10 protein-coding genes are annotated in these 16,557 nt (G+C 46.3%); 3 read left to right on the forward strand and 7 right to left on the reverse strand.

From position 1 onward, the window contains the following. Nucleotides 1-73: 73 nt before the first annotated feature. Nucleotides 74-1,408: an MFS transporter gene (locus tag MKX68_RS01800; RefSeq protein WP_340908635.1), complete on the reverse strand. Its 1,335-nt coding sequence runs from the start codon at nucleotides 1,406-1,408 to the stop codon at nucleotides 74-76. A 306-nt stretch (nucleotides 1,409-1,714) separates the two neighbouring features. On the opposite strand from MKX68_RS01800, the gene yhbH reads away from it, so the two are divergent. Then, nucleotides 1,715-2,884: a sporulation protein YhbH gene (gene yhbH / locus MKX68_RS01805; RefSeq protein ID WP_036609998.1), complete on the forward strand. Its 1,170-nt coding sequence runs from the start codon at nucleotides 1,715-1,717 to the stop codon at nucleotides 2,882-2,884. Beyond that, the gene (locus MKX68_RS01810; protein ID WP_340908637.1) at nucleotides 2,881-4,317 is read left to right on the forward strand and encodes a SpoVR family protein; all 1,437 of its coding nucleotides are present in this window, start codon (nucleotides 2,881-2,883) and stop codon (nucleotides 4,315-4,317) included. Before yhbH ends, MKX68_RS01810 begins: the two co-directional genes overlap by 4 nt. Nucleotides 4,318-4,453: 136 nt before the next feature. Here MKX68_RS01810 and MKX68_RS01815 read toward each other — a convergent pair whose 3' ends face one another. From MKX68_RS01815 to MKX68_RS01835, 5 genes are all read right to left on the reverse strand, one after another. Beyond that, nucleotides 4,454-6,934, reverse strand: coding sequence for an EAL domain-containing protein (locus MKX68_RS01815; RefSeq protein WP_340908638.1), 2,481 nt, complete (start codon nucleotides 6,932-6,934; stop codon nucleotides 4,454-4,456). 265 nt (nucleotides 6,935-7,199) lie between these two features. Beyond that, nucleotides 7,200-10,022: an endo-1,4-beta-xylanase gene (locus tag MKX68_RS01820; protein ID WP_340908640.1), complete on the reverse strand. Its 2,823-nt coding sequence runs from the start codon at nucleotides 10,020-10,022 to the stop codon at nucleotides 7,200-7,202. 273 nt (nucleotides 10,023-10,295) lie between these two features. Then, a complete protein-coding gene (locus MKX68_RS01825) occupies nucleotides 10,296-11,300 on the reverse strand; it encodes a LacI family DNA-binding transcriptional regulator (RefSeq protein ID WP_338593054.1) in 1,005 nt (334 codons plus the stop codon). 129 nt (nucleotides 11,301-11,429) lie between these two features. Further along, the gene (locus MKX68_RS01830) at nucleotides 11,430-12,437 is read right to left on the reverse strand and encodes a globin-coupled sensor protein (protein ID WP_338593051.1); all 1,008 of its coding nucleotides are present in this window, start codon (nucleotides 12,435-12,437) and stop codon (nucleotides 11,430-11,432) included. A gap of 244 nt (nucleotides 12,438-12,681) precedes the next feature. Beyond that, nucleotides 12,682-14,577, reverse strand: coding sequence for a PrkA family serine protein kinase (locus MKX68_RS01835; protein WP_036610009.1), 1,896 nt, complete (start codon nucleotides 14,575-14,577; stop codon nucleotides 12,682-12,684). A 361-nt stretch (nucleotides 14,578-14,938) separates the two neighbouring features. On the opposite strand from MKX68_RS01835, the gene MKX68_RS01840 reads away from it, so the two are divergent. Then, a complete protein-coding gene (locus tag MKX68_RS01840; RefSeq protein ID WP_340908645.1) occupies nucleotides 14,939-15,784 on the forward strand; it encodes a DUF2161 domain-containing phosphodiesterase in 846 nt (281 codons plus the stop codon). 111 nt (nucleotides 15,785-15,895) lie between these two features. Here MKX68_RS01840 and MKX68_RS01845 read toward each other — a convergent pair whose 3' ends face one another. Beyond that, the gene (locus MKX68_RS01845) at nucleotides 15,896-16,522 is read right to left on the reverse strand and encodes an FMN-dependent NADH-azoreductase (protein ID WP_074094326.1); all 627 of its coding nucleotides are present in this window, start codon (nucleotides 16,520-16,522) and stop codon (nucleotides 15,896-15,898) included. Nucleotides 16,523-16,557 lie beyond the last annotated feature (35 nt).

The raw sequence follows: 16,557 nt of genomic DNA on the forward strand, positions 1-16,557 counted from the left end.
TTCTGTGATGAACAATGCCTGAAGCCATACGTAATCCGTTGAGAAACTTAATATGAAAACGGGTGAACAACCATCAGGTAAACCTTACATTTGAACTTTTCCCAGGAGCTCCAGCGCTACTATTTCGCTCTTCTTCCTGATCTGCACGTGTAGCATCCTGCATTCCCTCCTGTACCTTCACGGTTAACAATACGGCAATACCCGCGACGAAAAAGAAAATTAACGACAGAATACCCCAACGTGTGGAACCTGTTATTTGCCCAACATAACCAAACACAAATGGACCAAAGATCGAAGAGAACTTGCCTGTAATATTCACAAAACCAAAATACTCTCCTGTTCTGCCTGCCGGCATCAGATTGCTAAATAGGGAACGCGCTGTGGATTGACTCACCCCCTGCACAACACCAACCAACCCGGCGAGCACATAGAAGTGGATCGCTTGTGTCATGAAATAACCGAGAATTACAATACATATGTAGACCGATAAGCTAACAATTAATATCTGCTTTGCTCCCCAACGCTGTGCCCATGCTCCCAGTAACAATGTACACGGGAACCCGATGAACTGGGTTAACAGTAGCGCGAGCATCAGGTCGGCTGTGCCTATGCCTATACTTGTCCCATAGATCGTAGCCATCAGAATGATGGTATTAATGCCGTCATTAAAAAACCAGAAAGCCACCAGCATGCGGATTAACTGGGGAAAACGCCGCATCTGACGAAAGGTTTGCCGCAGTCTGCGCACGCCCACCGCAGCATACCCTGTCCACGTTCCGGGCAGATCCGGTGATGCAGGCCGTCTCGGAGCATGGCGAAAGATTGGTATCGAGAACAATAACCACCACAACGAGACGGAGATAAAAGCAAGTCTTGTGCCTGCCAGTGTACTGCTCATCCCAAACCAGCCCGGTTGCTGAATCATCAGCAGGTTCACCGCAAGTAGCAAACCTCCTCCAATATAACCATAGGCATAACCTTTGGAGGATATCATGTCTCTTCGTTCCACAGGTACCAGATCCGGCAGCATTGCATCGTAAAAGGTATTACCACCCGCAAAACCAATCGTAGATATGACCAGCAACGCGGAAGCAAGGAACCAGTCCCCTTCACCGATTGCGCTGAATCCCAATGTGGCAAGGACGCCTATAATTGCAAATACACGCAGGAAGTCGCCTTTCCGTCCAGACAAATCAGCCAGCGTGCCTAGCAACGGTGTTAGCAGAGCTACGCACAACATGCCAATGGAGTGTGTATAAGCCAGGTAGGAGGCGGCGGTATCCGTATCCAGTGTTGCGGCAGCCACCGAAGCATAGAATACGGGCAATACTGCCGCCAGTACTGTTGTTGCATAAGCCGAATTGGCCCAATCATACATAATCCAAGCCTTGATCGCCTTTTTATTCACATAAATCCTTCCTTTTCATGCATCTCTATAGTCTGTGTTCAGAAAGTGTAATTGGCCTTTTTAAACAACCTCTATCAGATGCCAGATCGATGTCTTTCTCCTATTGTAAAGGAAGGATATCACACTTGTTCACTGTTTCTGTAAAAAATGGAGCAGTTCTGCTCTTACGACTCACCTTACCTCTGAGGTGAACTTGCGTAATTGTATCATTTTATATCCACTCTCATCACATATCGTCCTCGCCCGTGAATATACTTAATTACCGACAGGCCAAACTGTGCCGCGTAATCAATGGGGGGTGCCTACATGTCAAATTCACACCAGCCTTACTCGTTCGTCGTGTCGAAGGAAGATTGGTCGCTTCACCGCAAAGGGTACCAGGACCAACAGCGCCATCAGCAAAAGGTGAAAGATGTCATCAAGCAGAATCTGCCTGATCTGATTACGGAAGAAAACATCATCATGTCTGATGGAAAACAAATCATCAAGGTACCAATCCGCAGTCTGGATGAGTACCGTTTTGTGTATAACTACCAGAAGCAAAAACATGTCGGTCAAGGAGACGGTGACAGTCAGGTCGGAGACGTCATCGGTCGTGATCCCTCTGCTTCGCAGAAACCCGGAAAAGGCGAAAAAGCTGGCGATCAGCCTGGTCATGATATTGTGGAAGCCGAAGTTAGTATTGAGGAACTGGAAGATATGCTCTTCGCTGAGCTGGAATTACCCGATCTGAAGCAGAAAGACAAAGACCTGATTGAGACACATACGGTAGTTTTCAATGATATTCGCAAAAAAGGCATGCAGTCCAATATTGACAAGAAACGTACCATTCTGGAGAATCTGCGTCGCAATGCAACGACCGGTACGCCAGGCATCCATCACATCAGTCCGGATGACCTGCGCTACAAGACTTGGGAAGATAAAATCATTCCACAATCCAATGCCGTTATTATTGCCATGATGGATACATCCGGGTCCATGGGTTCGTTTGAGAAATACTGCGCGCGCAGCTTTTTCTTCTGGATGACCCGTTTTCTACGTCGTCAGTATGAGAAAGTTGAGATTGTTTTCCTCGCCCATCATACGGAAGCCAAGGAAGTAACCGAAGAAGAGTTCTTTACCCGTGGCGAGAGCGGAGGCACCATCTGCTCCTCTGTATATATGAAGGCACTAGATATTATTGACAGCCGGTATCCACCTTCTAGCTACAACATCTACCCTTTCCACTTCTCTGACGGGGATAATCTGACCTCGGATAACGAACGGTGTGTGAAGCTGATCGGCGAGTTAATGAAGCGTAGCAATATGTTTGGATACGGCGAAGTGAATCAGTACAACCGCAGCAGCACACTGATGTCGGCTTACCGTCATATCAAGATGGATCAGTTCATGTATTATGTGATCAAAGAAAAAGGCGAAGTGTACAAAGCTTTGCGCAGCTTTTTCCAGAAAAGGGAAGGAGGCAGCGTTAGATGACAGATGAGATCCGCGACCTAGAATACGCTATTGCCGAGATTATGGAGATTGCCAATGGTTTTGGACTGGATTATTACCCCATGCGGTACGAAATCTGCCCATCGGATATTATTTATACATTTGGAGCCTACGGCATGCCGACCAGATTCAGCCACTGGAGCTTTGGTAAAACATTTCATAAGATGAAAATGCAATATGATTTTGGACTCAGCAAAATTTATGAGCTTGTCATCAACTCCAACCCTTGTTATGCCTTCCTGCTGGATGGCAATTCCCTGATTCAGAACAAATTGATCGTAGCCCACGTATTGGCACACTGCGATTTTTTCAAAAACAATGCCCGCTTCTCCAAATCCAACCGTAATATGGTCGAAAGTATGGCCGCTACGGCGGATCGGATCAGCAATTATGAGATGGAGTATGGAACGGAAGCCGTTGAAGCATTTATCGATGCCGTGATTGCAATTCAGGAACATGTAGACCCACAGCTGATTAAACCCCGTCATTTGGACAAACAACGCTATATGGAGATGAAAATGCGGGAGCAGCGCGGTGAGAAAACACCACGGCCGGAAGGTCGCTATGATGATCTGTGGTCACTTGATGACGTGCAGACCGAAGAAGCACCCGCGGAAGGTATTCAGGTCCATCACTTTCCGCCTGAACCGGAGAAGGATATCATGTGGTTTATACAAGAGTTCTCGGAAGTGTTGACCGACTGGCAGCGGGATATCATGAGTATGATGCGTGAAGAGATGTTATATTTCTGGCCACAGATGGAAACCAAAATCATGAACGAAGGCTGGGCCTCCTACTGGCATCAACGCATTATCCGTGAACTCGATCTGAACAGTGAGGATACGATCGAATTTGCGAAACTCAACTCCTCCGTGGTGCAGCCATCCAAACAAAGTCTGAATCCATATTATTTGGGACTGAAGATCTTTGAGGATATTGAACGGCGCTGGGATAACCCAACCCGGGAAGAACAGGAACGTTGGGGCCGCAAACCAGGGCAAGGTCGTGCCAAAATGTTCGAGGTGCGTGAATTCGATTCCGATACCTCCTTTATCCGCAATTACATGACCAAACAATTAACCGAGGATCTTGACCTCTACGTATTTGAGAAAAAAGGCCCGGACTGGAAAATCACCGACAAGTCCTGGGAGAACATACGGGATCAGCTCGTATTTTCACGTGTCAACGGCGGCTCTCCTTACTTAGTCGTGCAAGATGCTGACTATCTGCGGACCGGTGAACTCGTACTCAAACATCAATATGAGGGCATCGAGCTGGATCTGAAATATATGGAACGCACCCTGCCTTATCTGTATCGCCTCTGGGGACGTACCGTACATGTGGAGACACGTGTCGAGGATAAACCGATCTGGTTTACGTATGACGGCAAGAAGCACCACCGCAAGTTTTTGTAAGGTTCCAACAGCCCTTTCCCTTTTAAAAAAGAGAACCTTCGTATCACGTATGAAGGATGGCGACATACCATAAAAAAACAAAAAAAGCGGCAAGCTCCCGACATACACGGGGACTTGCCGCTTGGCATACATAAAATTAGGATGGTACCGGCGGTGTACCATTACCCTGCAATCGCAACGGCACAAAAAAATCATGCTCCACTTCACTTGCCGGCAGTGGCCGACTGAAATAATATCCCTGAATCTCGCGGCAATCATTCTGCATCAGAATATCCAACTGACCTTTCGTCTCAATGCCTTCCGCAATGACTTCCATCTTGAGATTCTGTGCCATCGATATAATGGTCGCCACAATGGCTTGATCACTGTGACTCTCTGTAATGTCCGTCACAAACGAACGATCAATCTTGAGCTTGTGAATCGGGAAATGCTTCAGATAACTCAGTGAGCTGTATCCCGTACCGAAATCATCCAGGCTGATCTTGACACCTAGTGCTGTCAGTTCATTAAGAATCGCCGTAGATACGGCTGCATCCATCATCATGCTCTCTGTTATTTCCAGTTCAAGATATCGAGCATCCAGCCCTGTTTCCAAGAGTGCATTCTTGACCTGTTCTACCAAGTTGGATTGATGGAACTGCTGGCTGGACAAGTTAACCGATACCGGAATGAGTGGTCCGCCGCTGGCATGCCAGAGTTTCATCTGTCTGCAAGCTTCCCGCAGCGTCCAGTTGCCAATCTCATAAATCATGCCTGTCTCTTCTGCAAGCGGGATAAACACATTGGGTGCGAGCAGACCTTTGAGTGGATGGTTCCAACGTATAAGAGCCTCTACACCAATCATGCGGCTATCCTCGGTACGAATCTGTGGTTGATAATACAGGACCATCTCATCGCGTTCCAAAGCTTTACGAAGATAACCCTCCAGCTCAATGCGTTCATATAGTTCGGAATCCAGTTGGGCAGTGTAGAATTGGAAACCATTTTTGCCGTTTTTCTTCACTTCATACATGGCGGAGTCCGCATGTTTCAGCAAAGCATCCACGCCCACTCCATGATCCGGATACATTGCAATTCCAATGCTGGCGGTTACGTAAAAGTCGTTCTCCTTCAGTCGATAAGGTAACTGAATGGCTTCAACAATCTGTTTTGCAAGTTCTGCCACTCTTACTTCTGTCGCTTGATCCTGGGTCACAACGAGTGTGAACTCGTCACCGCCCATCCGGGCAAGCATGACATTCTCCATAGCCAAGGGATCAGAAGCTTCTATGGCTTTCATGATCCGGCTGCTGACTTCTCTTAGAAATACATCTCCAATGGAATGTCCCAGCGAATCATTAATTATCTTGAAACGATCTATATCCATCACCATAACGGCAAAAGTATTCCCTTTTTCTGCTGAATCGTGAATCGTACAAGCCAGCACATCATCCAACTTGCGCCGATTGGGCAGCCCCGTCAACGGATCATGCAAAGCTTGGTGACGAATCTTCTCCTGAGCCTGTTTCTCCTCCGTAACGTCTTTGATCAAAATGTGACTTCCCACATGTCTGTCATCAATGACAACAGGAACTACAACAATACTAAGGTCCAGAAGTTCACCCTGCACGTCTTTCATTTTGGCCATGTAGTGCGCCTGCTCCAGCCCATGATCATTCCAATCGATGGAATCAAATTCACTTATCCACTCTATATCGATTTGCTGAGCGATCTCATCAATGGAACGATCCATGACCCCTTTTTCAGGATATCCGGTGATTGTTGTTACAGCAGCATTAATCCCTTTGACAATACCTTCCTTATTCACTGAAATAATAGCATCCGAATGGTTATGATACAGGGCCTGATACCATTGCTCATTCTCATGAATCCGTCGATCTTTCTGTGACATTCGCTGATTGATAAATATGCCAAACAACGTCAAGCCCAAAGCAATAAATGTGCCCGATGCGATCAAGTAGGCGAGAATGCCTGGCTCAATCTGCATACCTGAACTTGCCATCGAGCCATGTGAATGATGGAAATGTGCGGCTGACATCCCGGTATAATGCATACCAGAGATTCCAACACCCATAATAAGACCGCTGCCCATCTTGTAAACCCAGGTATGTCTTGATTGATGATAACGGAAGAAAAACATGAGCCACAATGCCGCAAATGAAGCAAGCGCTGCAATCATAATGGATAACACCACTCTGCCTGGTTCATACGTAACCGGAGTCGACATCGCTGCCATTCCTACATAATGCATCGAGCTGATCCCCACTGTCATCAGTACTCCAGCAATCATGAGCTTGCTTATCTTGCCGGATTGTCTACCCGCAATGTTCAAGGCCACCCCCGATGCGACAATAGCAAGTAGAACAGATAAAACAACCTTACCGGTGGAATAGGAGACTTGCGTAGGCAGAACAAAAGCCAGCATACCTACGAAATGCATGGACCAGATTCCCAGCCCCATCGAGACTGCACCGCAGGTAAGCCATACATTCCGCGCCACCCCGCTAGCCTGACTTACACGGCCTGCAAGGTCAAGGGCTGCGTATGAAGCTAACGATGCAATAATATAGGATAAAATAACAAGTTCTAAGTTGTACGTACCATGTAGGTGCTCCACTCACTCTGTCCTTTCAACCGGGAAATGCCTTGTATGTATGCAAAAATGTAAAAAAGAAGCGAGTGCGCTGTCTGGATGACAGGCACTCCCTCCGCATCATTTGACTCGTGACCACAGACTTAGTTGAAGCCGTTGTCATACATTGGAACCCGTTTATTTGAATGTATATAGTCTAAACGTCCCAGCATTTAAAATCAACACTTATTTCCAGATATACGATGTCGAATAGCTAACATTCTCATATTCTAATTCACAACTGAATATTCTATTTGCGAGTCAGTAACAGACTGCCAAAACCGGAAGTATCTTGATAAGAATTACCTGATGAATCACTCCAGATGGACACACTGCTTCGCTTGCCATCCCCCGCACCATCATCATTAACTTGCAGATCGAATCCAATCCATCTTTGACCTTCAGCACGAACGCTATCTAGTGGGATTGCCACTTCAACTGTATACCCTCCGCTTGTTAATCGGGTAGCCGATTTGAAGCTTTCTTTCCGTGCGTTTCCTCCAAAAGAAGCCTCATTATCAAAATTGACCCGGTACTGAGCGTCATCCTCCTGATAGAATGTTGTCTGATCTTTGCTCGGGTCGATAAAAATCTCGATCGAATCCTGCTCATGTGCATTAGAACTTAATTTGCTTCGCAAAGGATCTTTCACATCTGCCAATACGTACAGGAACTTCTCATCCCATAACAGCTGTGCCGTTGCCGTTGCACCGGAGTTTCCGACCACCCAGACATCCGTTTTAACAGATGCAGCGTTTTTCCAGATGTTATCCTTTTTCGCATCAATTACAGGTTTGCCATAAGTGACCTTGGTTTGTTTCAAGACAGAACCCAGCTTCAGTTTGCCCCGGTTGGCTGGTTTGTCGGGCTGTTGATTGGAAATATCATTCCAAACGATGGTCGCTGTCTTTCCAGCAGCATATTCATCCGTAATCCGAAAATCCAGAGACAAGACTTGGCCTTCGGTAAGTAAAGCAGCTGACATAGGCAGTGATGCGTATACAACATAACCAGTTTTTGTTTCCTGTACGTTGTAAGTATTTTTATCTTTGCCTTTACCGCCATCCCGTTTGAACGTATATTGACCATTTGCAGACGGCGGATTTTTCTTCTTGGCAGACAGATCAGCTTCAGAAGTTGCAGCGCCTGTCCCCTTGACTTCTTCCGCGAGGAAAACCTGCACCTGATCACCTTTACGACGCGTGGTATCCTTCACTTCCACTCGTAAATTCACCTTTTTGGCATCCCACATCATACGAGCCTCACCCGTAACCGTAGATGTACCATCTGCCAGATGATTAATTTCAAGCCCTTTCACAGCACCCCAAAGAATATCTTCCTGTCCTTTGTGATCCGGGAAAGAAGGGCTGGCCTTCAATGCTGTCCATTCATTACGATAGATCGGAAGGGTGGTAGGGTCCACCAGTGCCCAAAATGCCGGTTTTGCTTTTAATTTACGATCAAATAACAATGGTGCATCTTTGCGTCCTTTGACTGGATGATTATCAAGCCATGTACCATCATCCGCAAGTCCCCATACTGTAACACTGTCCATTACGCCGCGTTTTCCCAGCTCATCGAACAGGTCGAACAGTTCACGATAACGGTAAGCTTGTTGCAGCATTAATTCATCTGTGACAGGCATCTCCAGTTCAGAATTGCTTGAATAGATCGAAACGTCCAACTCTGTAACCTGTACATTCACACCAAGAGCGATCACTTTCTCAAAAGCCTCACGAATGAGCTTTACATCCGGTCCGTACATGGATACATGCATCTGGAATCCAACCGCATCAATCGGTGTTCCTTTGGCAAGCAGCTTCTCTACAAGCTTCACCATATCATTCACCTTGTTTCCATTGCCCTCCATTCCATAGTCATTAATCACCAGTACAGCATCAGGGTCTGCCTCACGTGCATATCGGAAAGCCAGCTCAATGTAATCACTGTCATCTCCGTCGCCATCCACATCCCCAATAATATCTCTCCACTTGGAATTACTTGCCTCATTCCGCAAGCCGCCTCCGTCTGAGATGACTTCATTGACAACATCCCATGTATGAACCTTTCCTTTGTACCGGGTCACGATGGTTTGAATATGGGTTTTCATCCGTGCAAGCAACTGTTCCCGCGTGGCAGGTTTCGATGCATCATTTGGATCTGTAAAGAACCAGTCCGGCACCTGACTATGCCATAACAGCGTATGACCTCTGATTTCCATGTCATTTGCTTCGGCAAACTTCACCAGGCGATCTGTCTCTGACCAGACAAACTGTCCTTCCTGAGGTTGCATCGCATCCATTTTCATAAAGTTTCCAGCTGTAATACTATTAAAATGTTTCGTCAACAGCTGGGAATGCGGATCTTCCGCATCCAGTGCAGACTGGTCGATAGCCGCTCCCATTGCATAGTGTTGTCCCACAACATCCACGAGATTCGGAATGTTCGGCTCTATTTCAATTTTTTCGGCTTCCGTAATCAGAACATCATCCACGTAAAAAGTAATCGTATCCGCCGGCGTCACTTCCGCTGACGTCTTCCAAGGTGTCTCTGCATACATGCGGAATCCGGTGATGCCGCTATTTTCTCCAGGGATCACCACATCTGCCTCGATTTTTTTCCACTGTCCTTTGTTCAGCGTTGCAGAGGCAAACGTAGCATATTCTCGACTTGAAGCGTCGTTATTGTACTCTTTCTCCAGTGAACCGTTAATGACCTGACTGTCCGGTCCTTCATCGTACATGGCCCAAAACGAAATATGAACCGTGCTGCCCTTCTCTACATGGTCTATTACTTCAATTAAGGGTCCATGAAACGTTTCGGTACGGGAAGAGGTTCTCAGGCTGCGTGTACTGTCGTGACCTACTTGCGTTACGATATCAAGCTTTTCACTCGCACGTGGACGCCATTGTCCCAACACACCATCTTCAAAATTAGCCTCGAACAGTACTTCATCCTCGCCAGTCTTAACGTCCGCAGCCGCAGCACGTGTCCCTCCTGTTCCCACACTTGGGAACAAACTGAAGATCAATACAGCCGATAAGCACAAGCTCCACCATTTTCTCAAATGCATCCGATCTCCTCCTTGGTTCGTTGTTTGTGAAGAATAACCTTTACTCTGCCATGTGCCAGCCCTTTACAAGATCGTTATACAGGATGGATAGATGCTAATGGACAGAAAATTGTAAGCACTTTCATTATACGATTGCCAGTAAACTTTGTTTACCCGTTAAACTATAGGACTTGCACCACTCCATAAACCATATGTTTCCAAATGAGATATAGAACGACAAAAAGCACAGCTTATTAGCTGTGCTTCGTGTAAACATCTTTACTATTTACGTTTTTAGGCTTTTAAGGGTGCTGTCGTCTGACGAATGACCAGATTGGAAGGTTCCGTCACCACAGGAGGAGAATAAGATGGATTCTCGATCATGGCAATCAGATATTCGATGGACTTAATGCCAATGGAATAGATATTCTGATTCACCGTGGTCAACCCCGGTTTGAATACCTCAGCATAATACGTGTTATCGAACCCGACAACCGAGATATCTTCTGGTACACTCAATCCATGCTTTTCAATTTCATGAATCGCACCAAAAGCAGACATGTCTGATGCACAGACAATTCCCGTTGGTTGATCCTGAAGTGCCAGCAATCGTCGGGCAGCCTTACTTCCTCCGTCGAAGGAATAATCGCAGACTTCCAGATATACCGTAGAATACGGGATGCCGCATTCTCGCAGCCCTTCCCGATATCCTTCCAATCGCAGATTAGCTACGGCAGGTCCTAACGTCCCTGAGATATAAGCAATCTTGCGATGTCCTAGCTCATACAGATGTTTGACACTCATTGAGATCCCGTTCGCGTTATCCGTAGTAATGTAACCGGCACGCTTGCCCAACATATCCGTGTCGATAAACATCGTTGGAATCTCTGCATCCACCAGTTCCTGAATACTCGCGTTTTCTCTGCCTTCCCCGAATACCACAACGCCATCCACATTACGACTGCGGCAATGTTTGATGAACGAGTACGCCGGATCATCGAATCGAGTAGACAACCGGACCAGATCATATCCACTGTTCTCCAGCGCTGTCTTGATCCCCTCCAGCAACTCCGACACAAAAGGGTTCGTAAACGGAACCGTTAACAGTACTCCCACCGTCCATGAACGGCGTTTGACAAGTCCACGTGCGACCACATTGGGTTGATATTTCAATAATTCGATGGCTATATTGACTTTTTTGCGCGTTTTTTCACTTACATCAGGATAATCGTTTATCACTTTGGAAACGGTTGCAACAGATACTCCCGCTTCCTTGGCTACATCATGGATAGAAGCCATCTGATCACCTCAACCTCTTTCAAATCCCCTGTCTCCGGCTGCATTTTCTATAACATCGGCAGGTTTGTCTACCCATTATAGCTTAAAACAGCCTGAAACGGTATGGAAGGTTCCTAATGCTTTTAAGCTCTATTCCTGCTGTTCCAGATTCTTCAAATCCAGAGACAGTTTCTCCATTGTTGTTGCAAATACAGCGAGTTCAGCCGAGCGTGAAGCTTGGCTACGTGCTCCGCGAGACGTATGATCCGACTCCTGCTGCACACTGCTCAGTTTCTTCATGATCTGCTCCAGATTAGACTGAATTTTACCTTGGGCATCCCGGGAACTGGCTGCAAGCTTGCGCACCTCACTAGCGACTACTTCGAAGCCACGTCCGAACTCTCCTGCATGAGCAGCTTCAATCGCTGCATTCAGGCCGACAAGATGACTTTGATCCGATATCTCGCGAATGAGTTCACCCATTTTACCAATCTGCTGGATCTCCCCCGTCAATTCCTTGAGCAGAACCTGTGCCTGATCCTGAGAAGCCGCTGTTTCTTTGGCTACACTTGATATCGCCAGTGCACTTTCATTTAATTCACTAATCATGCCTGTAAGCTCTTGGGTAATCTGCGTAATCGCCTGCAATGTATGTTGTTGGTCATCGGCAAGCTGATGTAACTTTTCTTTTTCTTTTTTCTCATAGGCTTCAAGGACAAGCTGTGAATCCAGATTAAACATTTTGCTGAGCGCTTGAATGACAAGATGCCAGGAATCAGGGATAACCTGTTGGAATATGCTCGTTGCAATATCCAGGTATACCATATAGGTACCCAGATAATAATCTTCAGACAGACCAATCCGTGAATGCACAAGTCCAATCGCAATCCGTTGCTCAATATATGCGTCGTCCACGATTCCGTCAGTCATTGATAACCAGTACATCTTCTGTGTTTCTTTTAGACGATCAATGGTAGAGAATCTTGCGATCAGATCTACCAATTCAGGATAATTTCCCACATGATTGTAGAAATGATCTACCACTTCATTAACGACTTTTTTAAAAACAGGCCGATGATCGGCAAGCAGTTTTAGATCCCCTGCGGTTAATCCCATGTAATCAAGTTGCTTCTGTCTTGTTGCGGAAATACTGCTCATATCTGGTTCAGTCAGCTCCTTAATAAACACTAAATTGCTTTAAATTGTAAATATATGTATTGATTATAGACTAAAATACCTAAATATACATATACCATTAGAACTAATTCTCTTTAAAATTAACCTTATTTGTCAGCTTTTTTAGATTAATATGACCTTCATGTAATTAAAAAGGCCCTGACCCTGCTGTGAAGGAGCCTCACAACAGGCATCAGGAGCCTGATCCGGAATGGTTCGTTGCCGATTAGCGGTTAAGCAGACTGCCCACATAACGTAACAGTTCATTCGCGCTGGCTGCGGTGTATCCATGTTCCTCAATTAAGCGTTTAATGACTTCATTCATACGTTTCAATTGGGTTGCATCCGGTGTTTTGGTTGAAGTTGTGATCTTGACGATGTCTTTCAGATCGGTGAACAACTTCTTCTCAATCGCTTCACGCAAACGGTCATGGCTGCTGTATTCGAACTTGCGCTCCTTGCGGGAGTATGCCGAGATTCGGATCAGAATCTCTTCTCTGAACGCTTTCTTTGCATTCTCGGAGATCCCGATCTGCTCCTCAATGGATCGCATTAGACGCTCATCCGGGTCCATTTCTTCATCCGTGAGCGGGTCACGAATCTTGGACCAGTTGCAGAATGCTTCAATGTTATCAAGGTAATTCTCAAATAAGGTCCTTGCCGACTCCTCGAATGAGTACACAAATGCTTTCTGTACTTCCTTCTTGGCCAGTTCATCATACTCCTTGCGTGCAAGAGCAATAAAGTTCAGATAACGCTCCCGCTCTTCCTTTGTGATCGAAGCATGTTGGTCCAGACCGTCCTTGATGGCCCGCAGAATGTCCAACGCGTTAATGCACTGAAGATTTTGCTTGATCAAAGCACTGGAGATCCGGTTAATGACATACCGTGGATCAATGCCGGACATCCCTTCATCCAAATACTCATTTTGCATCTCGCGCAGATCGGCTTCTTTGTATCCTTCCACTTCTTCACCATCATACATGCGCATCTTTTTAACGAGATCCATGCCTTGTTTTTTCGTTTCCTTCAAGCGGGTAAGTATGGAAAAAATGGCTGCAGTCCGCAGTGCATGCGGTGCAATATGAACATGCTTCATGTCACTTTGCTGAATGAGCTTGGCATAGATTTTCTCTTCCTCGGACACTTTCAGATTGTACGGAATCGGCATGACAATCATCCGGGATTGCAGTGCCTCATTCTTCTTGTTCGAGATAAAAGACTTATACTCCGATTCATTCGTATGCGCCACAATCATCTCATCCGCACTGATTAAGGCGAAGCGTCCTGCTTTGAAGTTCCCTTCCTGCGTGAGCGACAGGAGATTCCATAAGAATTTCTCATCACATTTCAACATCTCCTGGAACTCCATTAACCCACGGTTCGCCTTGTTCAACTCCCCATCAAAACGATAGGCACGTGGATCGGATTCGGAACCAAACTCGGTAATGGTGGAGAAATCGATACTACCCGTCAGATCGGCAATATCCTGTGATTTCGGATCGGATGGACTGAATGTTCCTATCCCCACCCGATTATCTTCGGAAACAATGACCCGTTCCACCGGCACCTTGCTGATATCACCACCATATTCGGTACGCAGTCTCATCTGGCAGGATGGGCAAAGGTTACCCTCAATGCGGACTCCAATTTCCTTCTCCACTTCAGGACGAAGCTCCAGTGGAATCAGATGCAGCGGTTCCTCATGCATCGGGCATCCATCAATGGCGTATATGGCACCTTTCTCTGTCCGCGAGAACTGTTCAAGCCCCCGCTTCAGCAGCGTCACCAGCGTCGATTTCCCTCCACTTACAGGACCCATCAGGAGCAAGATCCGCTTACGTACATCCAGACGACGTGCTGCCGAGTGGAAGTATTCTTCAACCAGCTTTTCAATCGATCGATCCAGTCCAAAGATCTCCTGTTCAAAAAACTTGTACCGCTTATGCCCACCTACTTCTTCCACGCCAAACGATTCAATCATCTCATACACTCTGGCGTGAGCCGTCATTGCCGGAGTCGGGTCCTCTCTCAGCAGTGCAATATAATCTTCAAATGTTCCGTTCCATGTCAAACGGTCACTCTCTGCCCGATGTTCCGCAACGCGTTCAAAAATATTCATGCTTGGTACCTCCCATGGCTCCTTTAGTGTGATTGTCAACCATTCCGAATGGTATGAAGAAATCAATAGAATTGCGGCTCCTGCTTGAATACCAATCTTGCGGTCCTGTGTAGTCCCGCCACCCTCTGTCCAAACGTCTTGTTTTGTTGTGAAAAGTGTATTACATACCTATGCGGCAATTCGGATAAGTTGACCTCTTTTTTTCAATCAACCGCTTCGAATTTTGGCTTTTCCCTGTTCTATCAGACATCTTGTGCCTTCAGAAAAAAAAGAACGAATATGATATAATGAGGGTTCTAAATTCAGGAAACCGGACAACACATGGTCAGAGACAGGCCACTTCAGGAAAGGAGCACGGACGATGGCAGTGCAATACGAAACCGAATTATATTCGCCTGTGAAGGCTTTCTTCGAGCAGCGCGGCTTCAACGTCAAGGCGGAAGTCAGACATTGTGACCTCGTCGGAGTCAGATCGGACCAGGACGAACCACTGATTGTGGAGATGAAAAAAACATTTAACCTCTCCCTGTTGTTGCAGGGCATGCAGCGCTTGAAGCTTAGCCCGTTCGTGTATCTAGCCGTCGAGCGCAATCGTAGCAAACGCGGTGCCGTGAACCAACGCTGGAGCGAACTGACTGCACTATGCAGACAACTTGGTCTGGGGCTGCTGACTGTCACATTTTACAAAACCAAAGCCCCTCTAATTGATGTACTGTGCGAACCTTCCGCTCAGACGCCCCTTACTAGCGCCAATCAATTTGTCCGCAAAAGCGGTGTTCGGCGGAAACGATTGCTCAAAGAATTCGACGAACGCAGTGGAGACTACAATACGGGAGGCAGTACACGAAGACAGCTGGTCACAGCATATCGTGAGAAGGCTTTACGTGTCGCATCCGCTCTACGAACGAACGGAGAAGCCTCCCCGGCCAACCTTGCCAGACAGACAGGCGTAGGTTCTGCAGCAGCGATTCTGCAAAAAAATTATTATGGCTGGTTTGAACGCCTCTCCCGTGGAAAGTATATTTTGACGATTAAGGGAGTACAGGCGTTAACCGAGCATGCACACATGCTTGAGGATAATGATATGATCGAACGAACCATTAATGAACTTGATGTAACGTATTCTGTATCTGGTGAAAATAAGGACGACCTTGCACACATTGCTGAAGCAGCGGAGTTTTACTTAAAAAATACTGGCAAGATCTGAACCGAATCATCTGAAGTAACGGATGTGAAAAAAATGAGAATGCAAAAAAACACCTGTAATCTCCACTGGAGACTACAGGTGTTTTGATGTGTTCTATATAGAAGAGTGTTATTAGAATTTTACTGCTACTTCAGAAGCCAATTTCAGACCTGCAGTAACGATTTCTTCAGCACGATCTGCAGAAGCGTTATGTCCTTCAACGATAACCACTTCAGGGTTTTGAATGCCCCACAAGCCGATAACTGTTTTCAGGAAGTTCAGGGACATTTCAGCAGCAGCCATTGGGCCTTCGGAATAAACGCCACCACGTGCGTTAAGCAAAGCTACTTTTTTGTCGCCAGCAAGTCCTACAGGACCTTCAGCAGTGTATTTGAATGTTTTACCAGCTTGGCTCAGGTAAGCAATGTAGTTTACCAATGGAGCTGGAACAGTGAAGTTCCACAATGGGAATGCAAATACAACTTTGTCAGCTGCCAGGAATTGATCTTGCAATTGTGCTGCAAGTGAAGCTGCTTTTTGCTCGTCAGCTGTCAGTTCAAAACCGTTAGCTGCTTTGTAAGTACCTGTGATAGCAGTGTTACCATAGAATGGGAATTCTGTATTGTAGAGATCCAACTCAGTAACTGTGTCACCTGGGTGGGACTCTTTGTATGCGCTCAAGAATGCATCGTACAATTTAACGCTGACTGCTTGATCTGCAGGACGGTCATTTGCTTTAACAAATAAAATATTAGACATGTTGAATTTTCCCCCGTTAGATAAAATATATGAGT

This window comes from Paenibacillus sp. FSL M8-0212 (genome assembly GCF_038004645.1).
Lineage (GTDB): Bacteria > Bacillota > Bacilli > Paenibacillales > Paenibacillaceae > Paenibacillus.

Bases quoted from the DNA above. Each gene is read 5' to 3' on its own strand.
- MKX68_RS01820 (WP_340908640.1), bottom strand. From the start codon at position 10,022: ATGCATTTGAGAAAATGGTGGAGCTTGTGCTTATCGGCTGTATTGATC.
- MKX68_RS01810 (WP_340908637.1), top strand. From the start codon at position 2,881: ATGACAGATGAGATCCGCGACCTAGAATACGCTATTGCCGAGATTATG.
- MKX68_RS01825 (WP_338593054.1), bottom strand. From the start codon at position 11,300: ATGGCTTCTATCCATGATGTAGCCAAGGAAGCGGGAGTATCTGTTGCA.
- MKX68_RS01845 (WP_074094326.1), bottom strand. From the start codon at position 16,522: ATGTCTAATATTTTATTTGTTAAAGCAAATGACCGTCCTGCAGATCAA.
- MKX68_RS01835 (WP_036610009.1), bottom strand. From the start codon at position 14,577: ATGAATATTTTTGAACGCGTTGCGGAACATCGGGCAGAGAGTGACCGT.
- yhbH (WP_036609998.1), top strand. From the start codon at position 1,715: ATGTCAAATTCACACCAGCCTTACTCGTTCGTCGTGTCGAAGGAAGAT.
- MKX68_RS01840 (WP_340908645.1), top strand. From the start codon at position 14,939: ATGGCAGTGCAATACGAAACCGAATTATATTCGCCTGTGAAGGCTTTC.
- MKX68_RS01830 (WP_338593051.1), bottom strand. From the start codon at position 12,437: ATGAGCAGTATTTCCGCAACAAGACAGAAGCAACTTGATTACATGGGA.